General features: G+C 58.8%; 14 protein-coding genes. 6 read left to right on the top strand and 8 right to left on the bottom strand.

The window, feature by feature from the left end:
• Positions 1 to 147: 147 nt before the first annotated feature.
• Together hemB and AA74_RS0113830 are read left to right on the top strand one after the other, a co-directional pair.
• Positions 148 to 1,122, top strand: a complete 975-nt coding sequence (hemB, locus tag AA74_RS0113835) for a porphobilinogen synthase (RefSeq protein ID WP_021241687.1) — start codon at positions 148 to 150, stop codon at positions 1,120 to 1,122.
• 127 nt (positions 1,123 to 1,249) lie between these two features.
• The gene (locus AA74_RS0113830; protein WP_025912605.1) at positions 1,250 to 2,950 is read left to right on the top strand and encodes a lysophospholipid acyltransferase family protein; all 1,701 of its coding nucleotides are present in this window, start codon (positions 1,250 to 1,252) and stop codon (positions 2,948 to 2,950) included.
• A 106-nt stretch (positions 2,951 to 3,056) separates the two neighbouring features.
• Here the strand turns inward: AA74_RS0113830 and tauD are convergent, their stop codons facing one another.
• From tauD to mmuP, 6 genes are all read right to left on the bottom strand, one after another.
• A complete protein-coding gene (gene tauD, locus AA74_RS0113825) occupies positions 3,057 to 3,905 on the bottom strand; it encodes a taurine dioxygenase (protein WP_008503402.1) in 849 nt (282 codons plus the stop codon).
• Positions 3,902 to 4,729: a taurine ABC transporter permease TauC gene (tauC, locus tag AA74_RS0113820; RefSeq protein ID WP_008503401.1), complete on the bottom strand. Its 828-nt coding sequence runs from the start codon at positions 4,727 to 4,729 to the stop codon at positions 3,902 to 3,904. The genes tauD and tauC overlap by 4 nt, the downstream gene beginning before the upstream one ends.
• Positions 4,726 to 5,493 carry a taurine ABC transporter ATP-binding subunit gene (tauB, locus tag AA74_RS0113815; RefSeq protein ID WP_023293187.1) on the bottom strand — a complete coding sequence of 256 codons (768 nt, stop codon included), beginning with the start codon at positions 5,491 to 5,493 and terminating at the stop codon, positions 4,726 to 4,728. Before tauB ends, tauC begins: the two co-directional genes overlap by 4 nt.
• Positions 5,494 to 5,503: 10 nt before the next feature.
• Positions 5,504 to 6,466, bottom strand: a complete 963-nt coding sequence (tauA, locus tag AA74_RS0113810; RefSeq protein ID WP_023293188.1) for a taurine ABC transporter substrate-binding protein — start codon at positions 6,464 to 6,466, stop codon at positions 5,504 to 5,506.
• 224 nt (positions 6,467 to 6,690) lie between these two features.
• A complete protein-coding gene (gene mmuM / locus AA74_RS0113805; protein WP_025912604.1) occupies positions 6,691 to 7,623 on the bottom strand; it encodes a homocysteine S-methyltransferase in 933 nt (310 codons plus the stop codon).
• The gene (gene mmuP / locus AA74_RS0113800) at positions 7,610 to 9,010 is read right to left on the bottom strand and encodes an S-methylmethionine permease (RefSeq protein ID WP_008503244.1); all 1,401 of its coding nucleotides are present in this window, start codon (positions 9,008 to 9,010) and stop codon (positions 7,610 to 7,612) included. The genes mmuM and mmuP overlap by 14 nt, the downstream gene beginning before the upstream one ends.
• A gap of 363 nt (positions 9,011 to 9,373) precedes the next feature.
• Between mmuP and AA74_RS0113795 the strand changes: the two genes are divergently transcribed.
• Together AA74_RS0113795 and AA74_RS0113790 are read left to right on the top strand one after the other, a co-directional pair.
• Positions 9,374 to 10,483, top strand: coding sequence for an AI-2E family transporter (locus AA74_RS0113795; RefSeq protein ID WP_008503245.1), 1,110 nt, complete (start codon positions 9,374 to 9,376; stop codon positions 10,481 to 10,483).
• Positions 10,484 to 10,602: 119 nt separating this feature from the next.
• Entirely contained in the window at positions 10,603 to 12,387 is a 1,785-nt protein-coding gene (locus tag AA74_RS0113790) for a diguanylate cyclase (RefSeq protein ID WP_025912603.1), read from the top strand.
• A gap of 31 nt (positions 12,388 to 12,418) precedes the next feature.
• Here AA74_RS0113790 and AA74_RS0113785 read toward each other — a convergent pair whose 3' ends face one another.
• Positions 12,419 to 12,928 (bottom strand): hypothetical protein, encoded by a 510-nt coding sequence (locus AA74_RS0113785; protein WP_025912602.1) that lies wholly within the window; start codon positions 12,926 to 12,928, stop codon positions 12,419 to 12,421.
• 16 nt (positions 12,929 to 12,944) lie between these two features.
• On the bottom strand, positions 12,945 to 13,844 hold the full coding sequence (locus tag AA74_RS0113780) for a LysR family transcriptional regulator (RefSeq protein WP_025912601.1): 900 nt from the start codon (positions 13,842 to 13,844) through the stop codon (positions 12,945 to 12,947).
• A 109-nt stretch (positions 13,845 to 13,953) separates the two neighbouring features.
• Between AA74_RS0113780 and AA74_RS0113775 the strand changes: the two genes are divergently transcribed.
• On the top strand, positions 13,954 to 15,159 hold the full coding sequence (locus tag AA74_RS0113775) for an L-dopachrome tautomerase-related protein (protein WP_025912600.1): 1,206 nt from the start codon (positions 13,954 to 13,956) through the stop codon (positions 15,157 to 15,159).
• 217 nt (positions 15,160 to 15,376) lie between these two features.
• Positions 15,377 to 15,988: a flavin reductase family protein gene (locus AA74_RS0113770; protein ID WP_025912599.1), complete on the top strand. Its 612-nt coding sequence runs from the start codon at positions 15,377 to 15,379 to the stop codon at positions 15,986 to 15,988.
• Positions 15,989 to 16,126: the final 138 nt, after the last annotated feature.

Genomic DNA, 16,126 nt, shown 5'->3' with positions numbered 1-16,126 from the left:
CGTTATACTGTCCTGCATTATATATTATTGGTAACAAGCAAACTCATCTGCCGCATTTCGCAAAAGCAAAATGCCCACTTTAGTAAAACACCCGTCGCCACTTTGAGGTACACTAGCCCTCTTTGTTCCACAAACATCAGGCATACCATGACCGATTTAATTGCACGTCCCCGCCGTCTGCGTAAGTCACCTGCACTGCGCGCTATGTTTGAAGAGACAACCCTGACCTTAAACGATCTGGTGTTGCCGATTTTTGTTGAAGAAGAGATCGATGACTACAAAGCCATCGAGGCCATGCCGGGCGTCATGCGCATTCCGGAGAAATATCTGGCGCGTGAGATTGAACGTATCGCCAACGCGGGGATCCGCTCGGTGATGACCTTCGGCATCTCCCATCATACCGACGCCACCGGCAGCGACGCGTGGAAGGAAGATGGCCTCGTCGCCCGCATGTCCCGCATCTGCAAAGAGACGGTGCCGGAAATGGTGGTGATGTCCGACACCTGTTTCTGTGAATATACCTCTCACGGCCACTGCGGCGTGCTGTGCGATCACGGCGTGGATAACGATGCCACCCTGCTGAACCTCGGCAAGCAGGCGGTCGTCGCGGCCGCTGCGGGTGCGGACTTCATCGCACCGTCTGCGGCGATGGACGGACAGGTTCAGGCGATTCGTCAGGCGCTGGACGCGGCCGGTTTCACCGACACCGCCATCATGTCCTACTCCACCAAATTTGCCTCCTCCTTCTACGGTCCGTTCCGTGAAGCAGCCGGCACGGCGCTGAAGGGCGATCGTAAAACCTATCAGATGAACCCGCTGAACCGTCGCGAAGCGATTCGTGAATCCCTGCTCGATGAAGCCCAGGGCGCAGACTGCCTGATGGTAAAACCGGCTGGCGCATATCTTGATATCCTGCGCGACATCCGCGAACGCACCGAGCTGCCGCTGGGCGCTTACCAGGTGAGCGGCGAGTACGCAATGATCAAGTTCGCCGCGCTGGCAGGGGCGATCGACGAAGAGAAAGTGATCCTTGAAAGCCTGGGCGCGATCAAACGCGCGGGCGCGGATCTGATCTTCAGCTACTTCGCCCTGGATCTGGCCGAGAAGAAAATTCTGCGTTAATCCGCTTTAGCGCCGGGTGGCGGCTTCGCCTTACCCGGCCTGCTCTCTGCTCAAATCTTCACCCAACTGCAATACAATCGACATCTGCGCCTTCTACTGTCTTCGCAAGACGGCAGGAGGAGTGACCATGTTTAGCCTCGATAGCGTTCTCGACGATCTTTGGCCTCAGGCGAGGCCCGCACCCTGGCAAAAAAGTCTGTTAAAAAGACTGTTCTACGAAGACGAGTTTCAGCAGTTTGCCGCCGCCCACCGCCACCTGAAAGGGCTGGATATGGTGGAGCAGGTTCTGGAACACCTGGATATTCTCTGCACCGTTTCCGCCCGCGATCTCGAACAAATCCCCGAACATGGCCCGCTGGTCATCATTGCCAACCACCCGACGGGTACGCTGGACGGTCTGGCGTTGCTGTACGCCGTCTCCCGCGTGCGGCGCGACGTTAAAGTCGTGACCAACCGGATGCTGACCCACCTTGAGCCCCTCAGCTCGCTGTTTATTCCGGTGGACAATATGGGTGGCAGGACGGCGAAGTCGTCGCTGGTGCAGATGGAACAGCACCTGCAAAACGCGGGCGTACTGATCTTCTTCCCGGCAGGCGAAGTTTCCCGCCCCACGCGCAAAGGCATTCGCGATAAGAAATGGCACTCTGGCTTTATCAAACTCGCCGGCAAGCTGCGCGTCCCGCTGCTGCCGGTGCATATTCAGGCGCACAACAGCCTGCTCTTTTACGCCAGCACGCTGGTCTCTCCGACGCTGTCGATGCTGCTGCTGATGCAGCAGATGTTCCGCCGCCGTCACAGCCAGCTGCCGATTAAAATCGGCCAGCAGATTGCGTGGCATCACTGGCACAGCGCCACCCTTTCGTCGCGTGAGATGGCCGAGCAGTGCCGTCAGCACGTGATGCGTCTTGGCAAGGGAGTGCCCGGCGTCTTTAAAACCCAGTGCGCGATTGCCCGTCCCGAAGACCGGGCCACTTTGAAGCGCGCGCTGGCGCAGGCCGAATCTCTGGGCAAAACCAGCGACGGGAAAACCATCTATCTTTGGCAGCGCAACGGTCAGGAAGACGCCCCGCTGCTGCGGGAGCTGGGCCGCCTGCGCGAGATTGCCTTTCGCGCGGTGGAGGAAGGGAGCGGCAAACGCCGGGACACCGACAGCTACGACGATGATTATCTGCACCTGATCCTGTGGGATGAGGAGGATCTGGAGATCGTCGGCGCGTATCGCTTTATGCCGACGGCCATGCAGATCGAAAAGCGCGGCGTTGAGGGGTTGTACAGCTATAGCCTGTTCCACTACGACGACAAAATGCAGGACGTGCTGGCACACGGCATTGAGCTGGGGCGCAGCTTTATTCAGCCGCGCTACTGGGGGCGCCGCGGCCTGGACTATTTATGGTCCGGCATTGGGGCGTATCTGGCGCGTTATCCGCACTACCGCTACCTGTTTGGCCCGGTCTCGATTTCCGGCGGCTTACCGCCTGCCGCGCGGGATCTGCTGGTGGCATTTTACCGCCTGTGGTTCCCGGCGACGCATCCGCTCGCCGCCTCGCGCAAGCCGTATCCCGCGTCCCTGCCGGACGTGCTGGCGCAGTTTGGCGGCGTGGATTACGTGGACGATCTGACGAAGCTGAAATCCCTGCTCGGCAATCTTGGCTGCGGCATTCCGCCGCTTTACAAGCAATATTCCGAGCTGTGCGAGCCCGGCGGCGTGCAGTTTATTGATTTTGGCAGCGACCCGGCGTTCAACAACTGCGTTGACGGCCTGGTGCTGGTGGATTTGTGTTACCTGAAGGCGAACCGCTATCAGCGGTATATTGAGGCGCACCTTTAAATGTGCGGTATTTTGTAGGCCGGGTAAGGCGTAGCCGCCACCCGGCAATTGTGCACCGTTTTCGCCGGGTGGCGCTGCGCTTACCCGGCCTACGGGTACTACAGGATCAGGGGCGGTAAAACGGCTTATCGCCCAAAATCGTCGCCCGCTGCATAATCCGGCGCTGCGGCAGATAGTCCGCATTGGCATAATGCTGCGTCACGCGGTTATCCCAGATCGCCAGATCGTTCTCCTGCCAGCGCCAGCGCACCTGGAACTCCGGCTTGGTGATATGCGCGAACAGGAAACTGAGCAGCGCCTCACTCTCTTTTTCCGTCACGTCCACGATGCGCGTGGTGAACCCTTCGTTGACGAACAGCGCCTGCTTGCCCGTCACCGGATGGGTCCGCACCACCGGGTGCAGCAGCGGAGGATGCTTCGCGACCGCCTCCTGCCAGCGCTGATGCTCCTCTTCCGTTTTACGGTACTTGTACTCCTGGAACGATTTTTTGAAGTCGTGCTCAGCCCGCAGCCCGCTCAGCAGCGTCCGGAACGGCTCGGAGAGCGCCTCATACGCCGCAATGCCGCTGGCCCACAGCGTATCACCGCCGGTTTCTGGCAGCAGCTTCGCCGCCAGAATCGCCCCGGCGGGCGGCGTCTCGATAAAGGTCACATCGGTGTGCCAGTTATCGTTATCCGGCGGGTTATCGTTGTGGGTGTCGAGGACGATAATCTCCTCCACCCCTTCCGCATGCGGATAGACCGGGTGGATATGCAGATCGCCAAACCGCAGGGCCAGCGCGCGCTGCTGCTGCGGGGTGATCGCCTGTTCGCGCAGGAACACCACCTGATGACGCAGCACCGCGTGGTACAGCTGCTCGAACTGGTTATCGCTCAGCGGACGGGTCACATCCAGGCCCGACACCTGTGCGCCAATGTACGGCCCCAGCGGGGTAATGGTCAGACGTTCACTCATTGTATTTCTCCATGCCAGGGCGTCAGGCGGCGCTGTAACGCGCGCAGCCCCAGTTCTAATCCGAAGGCGATCGCGGCAATGACCGCGATCCCTGCCAGCACCACGTCAGTCGCCAGGAACTCACCCGCCGACTGCACCATAAACCCTAACCCTCGCGTGGCGGCAATCAGCTCAGCCGCCACCAGCGTGGACCAGCCCACGCCGAGGCCGATGCGCAGCCCGGTTAAAATCTCCGGCAGTGCGCCCGGTAAAATCACGAACAGCAGCACCTGCGTACGGCTGGCCCCCAGCGACTGCGCCGCGCGGATCCGCACCTGCTGGGCGCTCTTCACGCCCGCCAGCGCCGACATGGCCACCGGGGCGAAAATCGCCAGATAGATCAGCAGGATTTTTGACGTTTCACCGATGCCGAACCAGATCACCATCAGCGGCAGATAGGCCAGCGGCGGGACCGGGCGGTAAAGCTCAATCAGCGGGTCGAGGATGCCGCGCACCGTCGGGCTCAGCCCCATCGCAATCCCCACGGGAATGCCGATAATCACCGCCGCCAGCAGCGCCACCAGAATACGCGCCAGGCTGGCACCTAAGTGCTGCCAGAGCGTGGCATCCATAAAGCCCTGCGGGCCGGCGATGGTAATGAGTTTGGTCAGCACCTGTCCCGGCGGCGGCAGAAACAGCGGGCTGACCCACTGCAGGGCAGCAACTGCCCACCACACCGCCAGCAGCACCAACAGCGTACCGACGCTCAGCGTAATTTGGCGCGAGAAAGGCCAGCGCAGCGCCAGACGCGTGCGGCGCGTTTTTTCACTGAAGACGATGCTCATGAGAAGGCCTCCCGCTGTTCAAACACGCGGCTTAAAACGTACTCACGCTGTTCGATAAACAGCGGATCGGATTTGATGCTGCGCACGGGTTCCCCCGCGACGTAGCGGCGGGCGAATTCCAGCGGCAAGCGCTCCAGCACGCGGCCCGGCCCCGGGGACAGCAGCACCAGCTCGGTGGCCATAAACACCGCCTCTTCGATATCGTGGGTAATCAGCAGCACCTGCTTGCCCGTCTCATGCCACAGGCGCAGCAGCAGGGTTTGCATCTGCTCGCGGGTGAAGGCATCCAGCGCCCCGAACGGCTCGTCCAGCAGCAACAGCTGCGGATTCGCGGCCAGCGCGCGGGCAATCCCGACACGCTGCCGCTGGCCGCCGGAAAGCTGCCAGATATAGCGTTTTTCCGCGCCTTCCAGCCCCACTTTTTTCAGCATCGCCCGCGCGGTTTCCAGCCGCTGTTCACGATGGATGCCCGCAAGCTGCAGCCCAAACGCCACGTTTTCCTGCACGTTGCGCCACGGGAGCAGGCCTTCATTCTGGAAGACCACGCCGCGCTCGGCGCCGGGGCCCTCCACCTTTTTGCCTTCCAGTTGAATGGTGCCATGCTGATAAGGGACAAACCCGGCGATGAGATTCAGCAGGGTGGTTTTTCCGCACCCGGACGGGCCCAGCACCACCAGCAGCTCACCGCTGTCCAGCGTCAGGTTGATGTCCTGTAAGGCGGGTTTACCACCGTAATCGGCAGACAGATTTGTAATATTCAGCATGGCGAACTCCTTATTTCACAAAACGATCGGTCACGTACTGGCTGTAATCCGCCGCTACCGCGGGCACTTTGCCCTGCTCCTTCAGGAAGGTGGCGGTATCCACAATCGCTTTGTTTACCGGCCCGGTCAGCTGCTGCACCTGCTGCGCGGGGGTCAGATAGGTATTGCCCTTCACCAGCCCCGGCACGTCCGCTTCCGGCACGCCGCTCAGTCGGGAGAGTTTTTCCAGGTTGGCGGGCTGCTTCAGCCATTCATCCGGGTTGCTGATGTACGGCTGCTGGGCGTCAATCGCGCTTTTCGCGAAGGCTTTCACCACCTCAGGATGTTTCTCGGCGAAGTCTTTGCGCACGACCCACACGTCGAGGGTCGGTGCGCCCCACTGGCCCACTTTTTCGGAGTCGGTCAGCACGGTGCCGTCTTTTTCCAGCTCGTTCACCGCAGGCGCCCACACATAGGCCCCGTCAATGTCGCCACGCTGCCAGGCCGCGATAATCGCCGGCGGCTGCAGGTTGATGATTTGAACCTGACCCGGCTTGATGCCCCAGTGTTTCAGCGCCGCCAGCAGGCTGTAGTGGGTGGTGGAGATAAACGGCACGGCGATGCGTTTGCCTATCAGGTCTTCCGGTTTGGTGATGTTTTTCTTCACCACCAGCGCTTCAGAGTTACCGAGCTGCGAGGCGAGCAGGAACACCTCAATCGGCACCTGCTGGCTGGCCGCAACCGCCAGCGGGCTGGAACCAATATTGCCGATCTGCACGTCGCCGGAGGCTAACGCACGCACCACGGACGCGCCGCTGTCGAACTTGCGCCAGTCGACCTTCGCGCCGCTCTCTTTGGCAAAGGTGTTATCCGCCTGCGCGACTTTCGCCGGTTCCGCAGAAGTTTGATACGCGACGGTGACGTCCACCGCCTGCGCCTGAAATGCCCACAGCGCCAGCGCGCCGAGTAGTGTGATTCGCGATGAAATTGCCATAGTGCCTGCTCCCCTTGTTGTTATGAGGGCAGTATTTCCAACGCGGGAATTTTGATAAAGGAATAAAAATGAATCGCTCATAACGATTCGTTTTTAGATAAAAAATGGGAAAGGATAGTTGGTTTTGTGCGGTTGTTTTATGCCGGGTGGCGCTGCGCTTACCCGGCCTACACATTGTGCGATCCGTAGGCCGGGTAAGGCGCAGCCGCCACCCGGCAAAAAACTCAGCGCTTCGCGTTAAGCTCAGCAATATCCTTCGGCGTGGTGCGACAGCAGCCACCAATCAGCTTCGCTCCGGCGTCCAGCCACTGGGGCAGATACCCCGCCAGCGTCTCACACGCTTCGCCGTGGTGGTGCCAGGTTTTGGTCACCGCATCATAATGCTCGCCTGAGTTCGGGTAGACCACCAGCGGCAGCGACGTCAGGCTCTGCAGGTGCTTCAGCGCCGCCGTGGTATTTTCCAGCGCGATGCAGTTAATGCCCAGCGCGACGACATGCGGAGAGTCGGCCAGCACGCTGACCACGTCACGCAGCGGCGTGCCGTCGCTCAGGTGCTCGCTGTCCCGCAGGGTAAAGGAGAACCACGCCCGGGCGCGGGGATACCCGGCCAGAAGGGCCGCCAGCGCCTTAATCTCGGCAAAAGACGGCAGCGTTTCGCAGGCCAGCAGGTCAGCGCCCGCATCCAGCAGCGCTTCCACGCGCGGGCGGTGGAAGGCAGTAAACGCCTCAGCGCTGCGCACGTAGTCACCGCGATACTCTGAGCCATCCGCCAGATAGGCACCATACGGCCCAACGGAGCCCGCCACCAGCAGCGTGCCCGCATGCGGGTTTTCGGCCAGATACGCTTCACGCGCCTTTCGCGCCAGCTCCACGCTTCTGCCAATTAGCGTTCGGGACTGCGCCTCGTCCAGGCCGCGCGCCGCAAAGCCCGCAGGCGTGGCCTGGTAACTGGCGGTGATCGCCACCTGCGCGCCCGCGCGGTAGTAATCAAGGTGCACTTCACGGATAAGCTCCGGGTTTTCCATCAGCACTTTGGCAGACCAGAGGCTGTCTGCCAGGTTACAGCCGCGCGCTTCCAGCTCCGTCGCCATCGCGCCATCCAGCACCACAAACGGCTGCTTTTCAAGGAGGGCGGTAAGCGGATTATTCTGCGACATGTTCAGGCTCCTGCGATGTCATATTTCGGGTCAGGTAGTAGGCACCATAACACAGGGCGACAAACGGAATCCCGCAATAAAGGGCAATGCGCTGGCTTGGGTCAAACCACAGGCCGACGCAGGCCACCACGCAGAGGATAAAACCGAGCACCGGCACCAGCGGATACCACGGCGCGCGGTACTGCAGCGCAGAGAGCGGCTGGCCGGACTGCAGATGGCGACGACGGAAGACGAAGTGCGACGCACAGATGCTGATCCAGACGGCTACCACCGCAAAGCCAGAAATCGCCGAGAGCGCGACAAATACCGTGTCCGGTGCCACGACGCTTGAGAACAGCGCCAGCACGCCGCCGAGCATAGAAACCGAGAGCGCCGTCAGCGGCACGCCGTTTTTGTTCACGCGGGCAAAGCAGCGCGGGAGCGTTTTCTCGTTAGAGAGCGACCACAGCATGCGCCCGGAGGCGTACAGCCCGGAGTTCGCCGCCGAAAGGATCGCCGTCAGGATCACGAAGTTAAAAATATCCGCCGCGTAAGGAATACCGACCTTTTCAAACACCAGCACGAACGGGCTCTTTTCCACGCCCGCCTGCTGCATCGGGATCAGCGCCGCCAGCACAAACACGGTGCCGATAAAGAAGATGATCAGGCGCGCAATGGTGGTGCGGATCGCCACCGGGATGACCTTGTGAGGGTTTTCCGTTTCCCCTGCTGCGATACCGATGAGTTCGGTCCCGGAGAACGCAAAGTTCACCGCCACCATGGTCATCAGGATCGGCAGGCCGCCGTGCGGGAACCAGCCCTCGGCGGTGATGTTGCTTAAGCCCGGCGCGGGTGAACCGTCCTGCATCGGGATAAAGCCAAAGACCGCCGCGCCGCCAAGAATAATAAAGGCGATGATGGTGATGACCTTCACCAGGGAGAACCAGAACTCACCCTCCGCAAAGAAGCGCGTGGAAATGACGTTCAGGCCAAAAATCACCACGCAGAAGACCACGCACCACGCCCAGACGGGCACCTGCGGGAACCAGTACTGCATGCAGAAGCCCGCGGCGGTAAAGCTCGAACCGAGCGCCACCGTCCAGGTGAGCCAGTAGAGCCACGCCACGGTGTAGCCCGTCGCCGGGCCAAGATAGCGCGCGGCATAGACGTGAAACGCGCCGGTTTCCGGCATCGCCACGGAGAGTTCGCCCAGACACTGCATCACCAGCCAGACCACCAGCGCACCTATCAGGTAGGCCAGCAGCGTGCCCGCCGCCCCGGTCGTGGAAATGATGTAGCCGGTATTGAAGAATAACCCTGTCCCAATCACGCCACCCAGCGAGAGCATGATCAGGTGGCGTGTTTTCATGGTGCGCTTAAGCTGCCCATTTTCTTGTTGTGTTTGCATATTACCTTCTATACGTATGGACATCTAAACATCCAAAGGAGGTGTGTTATACCGCGATTGTTAATAAAAAGCTAGATGACCAGACGCAAACGGGCGCGCCGCGCGCTGAGTCTGGGGTGGGTTGTGAGGATCACATACAGGATAGGACGCCAGGCCATAAGCACCTCCGCAAGCAGATACTTACAGCATGGTGCGGGAAAAGCCGATCTTCGGTCAGTCGAAAGTGGTATCCGTAAAGCGCGAAGTCATACCGTAACACTCCCCGTAGGACGGGTAAGGCGCAGCCGCCACCCGGCGCAAGGTTGGTAATTCTCACAATCAGTTCTATAGTCGTCACAGTTTCTTAGTAACCAGGACTGACTGATGCGCTTTAACGGACTGACTAAAGGTTTCTTTATTTTCATTCTCGCCCTTGTGACCTGGGCCTTCTTCGACGTGCTGTCGCCCTACTTCTCCGCGATACTGTGGGCCGCCATTCTGACCGTTATCTTCAATCCGGTAAAAAACAAGCTTCGCGCCGCGCTGGGGGATCGCAACGGGCTGGCCTCGCTGTTGACCATCGGTATTATCTGCCTGATCGTCTTTATTCCGCTGATGGTGATCCTCTCCTCGCTCGCCATTGAGCTGAACGTGGTTTACACCAAACTGCAGGAGAACAATACCCAGTTTCCGGAAGTGGTGGCGAGCATCTTCAACCACCTGCCTGACTGGGCCAGCGGCTTCCTCGCGGATCACAACCTGACCAACGCGGCGCAGATCCAGAAAAAACTCTCCGACGTCGCGCTGCAGGGCGGACAGTATCTGGCGGGCAGCGCGTTCCTGATCGGCAAAGGCACCTTTGGCTTTGCGATTAGCTTCGGCATCATGCTGTATCTGCTGTTCTTCCTGCTGAAAGACGGCCCGTATCTGGTACGCCAGATCCTCGACTCCCTGCCCCTGTCCGATTTTGCCAAGCAGCATCTGTTCGCCAAATTCGTCGGCGTGTCACGCGCCACGGTAAAAGGGACGGCGGCGGTGGCCGTGGTTCAGGGCATCCTCGGCGGGATTGCCTTTGCCATTGCCGGTATCGACGGCAGCGTGCTCTGGGGCGCATTGATGGCCTTCCTCTCGCTGGTGCCCGCCATCGGCTCGGCGATTGTCTGGGTGCCCGCCGCTATCTTCCTGTTCGCCACGCACCAGATCTGGCAGGGGCTGTTTATTGTCGGCTTCTTCGTGATCGTCGTCGGGCTGGTGGACAACATCCTGCGCCCGCTGCTGGTGGGGAAAGACACCAAAATGCCGGACTATCTGATTCTGATCTCCACCCTCGGCGGCATGGAGCTGTACGGCATTAACGGCTTTGTGATTGGGCCGCTCATCGCCGCGCTGTTTATCGCCTGCTGGAACCTCTTCTCCGGTCGCGATCACGAAGGCAACGCCGAAGAGCTGGACGCGGATTTCATCGAAGAAGGAAAAAATCCTCCAGATTTGTAAGGACGTGACGATAAAGACCACACCAGGCGGCGCCGTGCCGCCTTTTTTTTCGCCTTAAATCAGACGTTTTCTATAATTTGAAGAACGCCATCCTACTCATGTCGTAAAAGGATCATCTGGTGCGAATCGCGACGATAACAAACTGGGCCTATGGGGCCACGGTCTGCCTGACCATCGCCTCCGGCATCATCATGCTGATGGCGTCCAGTGCGGATACCCTCGAGCGTCAGGCCGTTGAACAACGGCAGAAATTTGATCAGCTGACGGAAGATATCGAAACCGATATCTGGGCGCAGTCTGATTTAGCGCGGCTGTACGCCATTAAAAAAGATCCTCAGGTGCTCAAGGAATATAACCAGGCAGAAAACAGCCTGAAGCGCATCGAGCTTCGGCTGGAAAAGCTGCAGGATAACGGCGCATCGGATGAAGAACTGGCCCTGCTGCATGAAGGAATAAAGATCGTCGATGAGCTGCAGGACGAGCAGCAAACCGCCCTCGAAAGCCTGGAACGCGGTGAAGACGCCCAGGCCGTAGCCTTGCTCTATGGTCAGCCCTATGAGCAGGAGCTTGAGCGCGCGCAGAATCAGCTCGATCACTTCCGCCAGATACTCGACAAGCGCGTCATCGCCGCCGTTCAGGAGGCGACTAAAAAATCGAAAGCGCTGCGTACCGCCTCTGAGCTGACGGTCGGCCTGACCGCCCTGCTGTTCCTGTTTGTGCTCGGCTTTATATTAAAACGCCGCGTGCTGCGCCCCGTGGTCCGCCTGAGCGACGTGGTGCACCGCCTGGCATCCCAGGATTACGCGGTTGAAACGCCCAATTTCAACCAGATCGATGAGATAGGCGATATGGCTCAGGCCATCAGCATCTTCCGTGAAAACGGCCTGGCGCGTCAGCGTCTGGAAAAAGAGCGCGATGCCGACTGGGCCATCCGCGAGCTGCTGGCGCGCATGACCCAGCGGCTGCAGGGGTGTGAGAACTTTAACGATGTGATTAACGTGGCGGAGCTGTTTGCCCCCAATATCGCGCCGGGGATCGCGGGCCGCCTCTACGTCCTTGACCGCGAGCCGTGGCAGATGCGCTGCGTCGCGCAATGGCTTTCGCCGGTGGGTGAAGAGACGACGTTCCACCCGGACGAGTGCTGGGCCGTGCGTCGCGGGCAGAGTCACCCGCCGGTGAACGGCGAGCCGGATATTGCCTGCTACCATCTTCCGGCATCCCAGGCGGAAAGCGCGCTTTGCGTGCCGCTTATCGCTCAGGGCGAGGCCATTGGCCTGCTCTCCTTCCAGAATATTACAGCGGACAATGCCCCTTCCCGCGCGTATCTGGAGCTGATGGCCGAGGCGCTCGGGCTGGCGTTGGCCAACCAGCGTCTGCGCGACGCGTTGCTGGAAAAAGCGTTGTTTGACCCGCTCACCGGCCTGCGTAACCGTCATCATCTGGAAGATACCCTGCAAACCCAAACGGCACAGGCGATACGCACTGGCGTACCGTTAAGCTGCATGATGATTGATATCGACCACTTCAAGAGCATTAACGATCGCTTCGGCCATGAAGCGGGCGATCTGGTGATCAAAAGCGTGGCGTCAATTGTTCAGCGCGCCGCACATGACAACGGACTGGCATTCCGCTACGGGGGCGAGGAGTTTCTGGTGCTGCTTTCCGGTGCCGATGAAGCAGAAGCGTTCGCCTGCGCGCAGAAGATTTACACCGGCGTGCATGAGCTGTCGCTTCGCTACGGGCTGACCGAGATTGGGCCGGTGGACGTGTCGATTGGCATTGCCAGCTACCCACAACATGCCCAGACCGACAACCTGCTGCGCGCCGCGGATGTGGCCTTGTACCGAGCAAAAGAGCTGGGACGCGCGCGGATTGTGAGTTTTGGGATGCTGGAGGCGGGCTGACGCTGATTCTCGCGCCCTGACTTTCCCCGGTTCAGGCGCGCGTGATAGCCCAAAGCACGACAATCCCCAGGGCATTGCTCCGCTTTTCCACATACAGGGTGGTATCGGAATAAACGTTACCCTGCGGGTTACAGATGCGGATCTCCTTCTTTAATTCCGGCTCGTAGACTTCCGCACCCGAGCAGGTGTGGCGGGTACTGGACTCATACCGGTAAGGTTTACTCCAGGCCGAATAGTCCCCCTCCAGCAGCCAGGCCGTTGTAAAGACCGCGAACATGGCAACCGGCAGGCTGCAAATAAAGAAGCCGAGGTAGATTTTGACCGCGTCAGCAAGGCGCTTACCTTTCAGTCTCCCCTTTCTGATGAAATAGACCATCGGCACCAGCGCCAGCAGCAACGCCCCACAGGCTAGGTACTGCTCCCCGCGGATCGAAAGGTATGTCACGCGGTAAATGTTGACTGACCAGACCACAAAAGCCGATATCAGTGCTATCCCGCCCGCGATGAGAGGGATCCAAAAGGAAAAACGCGCTTTTTTCATGGTGGACTCGTCCTTGTCATTCTTGTCGGGTCAGAAGGTCAATCATTGCCCGGGTGGCTGCTGACTGACGTCGGTGCGGGGCAAACAGCACGGAGAAAGGTCGCGATCGTCCCCGAAGGTGCGGCAGCACCTCAACTAACTGACCGCCCTGTATTCTGTCGCGAACGATAAATTCATAGCTTTGGCAGATCCCTATCCCCTGCTCCGCCAGCGAAACCACGCCGAGTACATCGTCTGATATTTCGATAGTTGAACCCGGCATCCAGTCAATATCGCGCCCTTCGTCATGAAATACCCAGGGGGCGATACGCCCGGTGCGCGGCATGATAAACGGCAGGCACTGATGGCGCTGCAGCTCTTCCAGCGTCTGAGGCTTTCCTCTCCGGTGCAGGTAGTCCGGAGAGGCGACCAGAAGCAATGCCGCGACTTCCAGCTTACGCGCCACAAGTCCACTGTCAGGCAACTGTCCCAGACGGATCGCGAGATCGAACCCCTCTGCGATCAGGTCAACATTGCGATTAGTAATGTTCAGCTCCACCTGTACGCGTGGGTAGCGTTGATTATAGTGCGCCAGCAGCGGCGGCAGGCGGTAGTGCGCATAGGTGGTCGGGACACTCATTCTCACGCGACCGGTCAGATCGCCCTCCTGACCCCGGCCAACGCGTTCGGCGTCATCAAGCAGAGAGAACGCAGAACGCGCCTGCTCAAGATAGACGCGTCCGGCTTCAGTCAGCCCCACCCGGCGGGTCGTGCGCTGTAACAGCTGCCGTCCAAGACGCGCTTCCAGACGGGTGACCGCGCGGCTCAGTACCGAAGGGGTGGTTGAAAGGGCAACCGCTGCGCCCGTAAATGAGCCGTGCTCAACCACAGCAATGAAGACTTCTACGTCGCCGAGGTAATCGAATTTCCGGCTCATTTTGCTCTCTCAGGAACAAATGTTTTTCAATTTGGCTAATTTATCTCCCGTTGGGCGATGAGTAAAGTGGCCAGCATTCATCACCTGAACGCGCTACTGGAGCCTGCCAATGTTCAACCGCCCCCTTATTCTGCCCGCCATCGCAATGGCGGCGTTGTTCGCTTTCCCAAGTGTTGTCAACGCGGCGAACCACCCGCCTCTGGAGCGCTGGCGAAGCTACGCCGGTGTGAGCTGGGAAACCGCTCAAGACGGAAAGATACCTGCGACGTTTTCCGGTTCGGTCAATGCCCCTATTGCAGGTATCCACTTTGATGCAATGGACCGGGCCTTTGTCAGCACCCCCCGGCTGGTTTCCGCCGCAGCACCCGCCACGTTAAGCATTCTGGATACGACGGCGCAGTCTGGCCCTGCCCGCCTGACGGCGTTTCCCTCCCGCGAGGGGAATGCGGTGAACACCGATCCCGCTCAGAGCCTGCGCAACGTGCTCGGTTTTTATATTGACCGTAAAAACGGCTGGCTATGGGCGCTGGACATGGGGTTTGTTGCAGGCGAAACAGAGTCCCCCGCGGGGGCGCAGAAACTGGTCGTACTGGATCTCCACTCTGGCCGCACCATCAAACGTATCGCCCTGGACGGCGTAGCGGACCGCAAGGCCAGCTTTCTGAATGATGTGGTGGTCGATGAAAACCGCCGTGTCGCCTATATCTCCGACAGCGGCTCGCGGAGTGCGCCTGAAAACCAAGTGGGACTAATTATCGTCGATTTCGCTACCGGTACGGCCCGGCGCGTGCTCGATCGTCATCCTGCGCTGCAGATTGAGCCAGGCGTTAACGTCGTCTCGCACGGGACTGAAGTCTGGCCTGGTAAACCATTACTGATTGGTATCAATGGCATTGCGCTTTCACCCGATGCGGGCACGCTGTACTGGACAGTGACAACCGGCACGCACGCCTATACGGTACCGACCGCGATACTGAGGCAGCCTGCGTCAACCAATGCGCAAATCGCCGGGCAGATCCGCGATCTGGGTCGCGTGGGGGGCAACACCGACGGAATGGTGACAGATGTAAAAGGTAACCTCTACATTACCGATGTCACACGCAATGGTATCGTCAGATACGATCCTGAAACCCATTCCATGTCGCTGATTGCGGCAAGCGAAGAGGTGCGCTGGCCAGACACGCTGGCAATCCGTCCTAACGGAGACCTGGTATTTACCTCGAGTCGCCTCAATGACCACTTCGCGGGAACCGTTAAACCGGGAGAAGAACGCTATGATTTGTGGCGCTTGCGTCTCGATGCTTTACAAAAATAAGGGCAAGTAAACAAGGAGACCTGCATATATGGGCTCATAATTTCACACGTTCTTATTTCCTTAAAGGCTGAACGTGATGTCTTCGCCCTGCTCAGAAAGAAGTGGTTAACATTGCGCACCTGGAAATTCCGTGAGGCGCGTTTTACTTCGCGCTTCACCGAAGTAACGCACGTTTGCACAACGTAGACTGGGTCTCCTTTAATCAGAGGATGATAAAATGAAAACCCAGCAGGTCGATTTTGCTTCTTTATATTTTGGTACACCGGTTGCCATTATCTCCAGCCAAAATCCTGACGGTTCAACCAACCTGAGCCCGGTTTCATCATGGTGGATCCTTGACCGGAATATCGTGTTCGGGCTTGGCACCTCCGGAAAATGTTATGAAAATATCACGGGTAACCCCGATATTGTTCTGAACATACCGGACAGCAGGCTCTGGCAGAATATTGAAGCTATCGCAAATAAAACGGGAAAAGCATCGCCACCGAAATGGAAGAAAAAGAGGGGGTATGTTTTTGAACAGGACAAATTTAGCTGCGGAAATTTCCATAAGGAAAAGGCGGTTACGATTAACTCGTGGAGAATTAAAGAGTGTCCTGTACAAATAGAGGCTCAGGTTTGCGGGATATCGCCCCTGACCGGTTCGCAGGGGAACCTGGTGTCCGTTGATGCCTCGATAACCTGCGTCCACATATCTGAGGCTTTATTAATTCGTACTCAGCGAGGGGTGAAATTTAATGTGGAGAAATGGAACCCCCTCTATTATCTATTTCGCCACTATTTCTCGCTGGGTCACCGACTCGGTCACAACTTCCGCCACGATGAGTAACCCGGACTTTTTGACAGCGGAAAGGTTTAAACTTTTCGTGATATTCTTTCTTTACGCCCCTTAGTTCCTATACTCGAGCCATATTCGCCACTGTATTAACACCTGTCACGCACAATACGTTGCGCATGACAGGTGAAG

The sequence above is a fragment of the Enterobacter sp. 5-4 genome, from assembly GCF_000612205.1.
Classification (GTDB): domain Bacteria; phylum Pseudomonadota; class Gammaproteobacteria; order Enterobacterales; family Enterobacteriaceae; genus Enterobacter; species Enterobacter roggenkampii.
The sequence above is the reverse complement of the archived record's forward strand: the minus strand, read 5'-3'. Positions and strand labels throughout refer to the sequence as shown.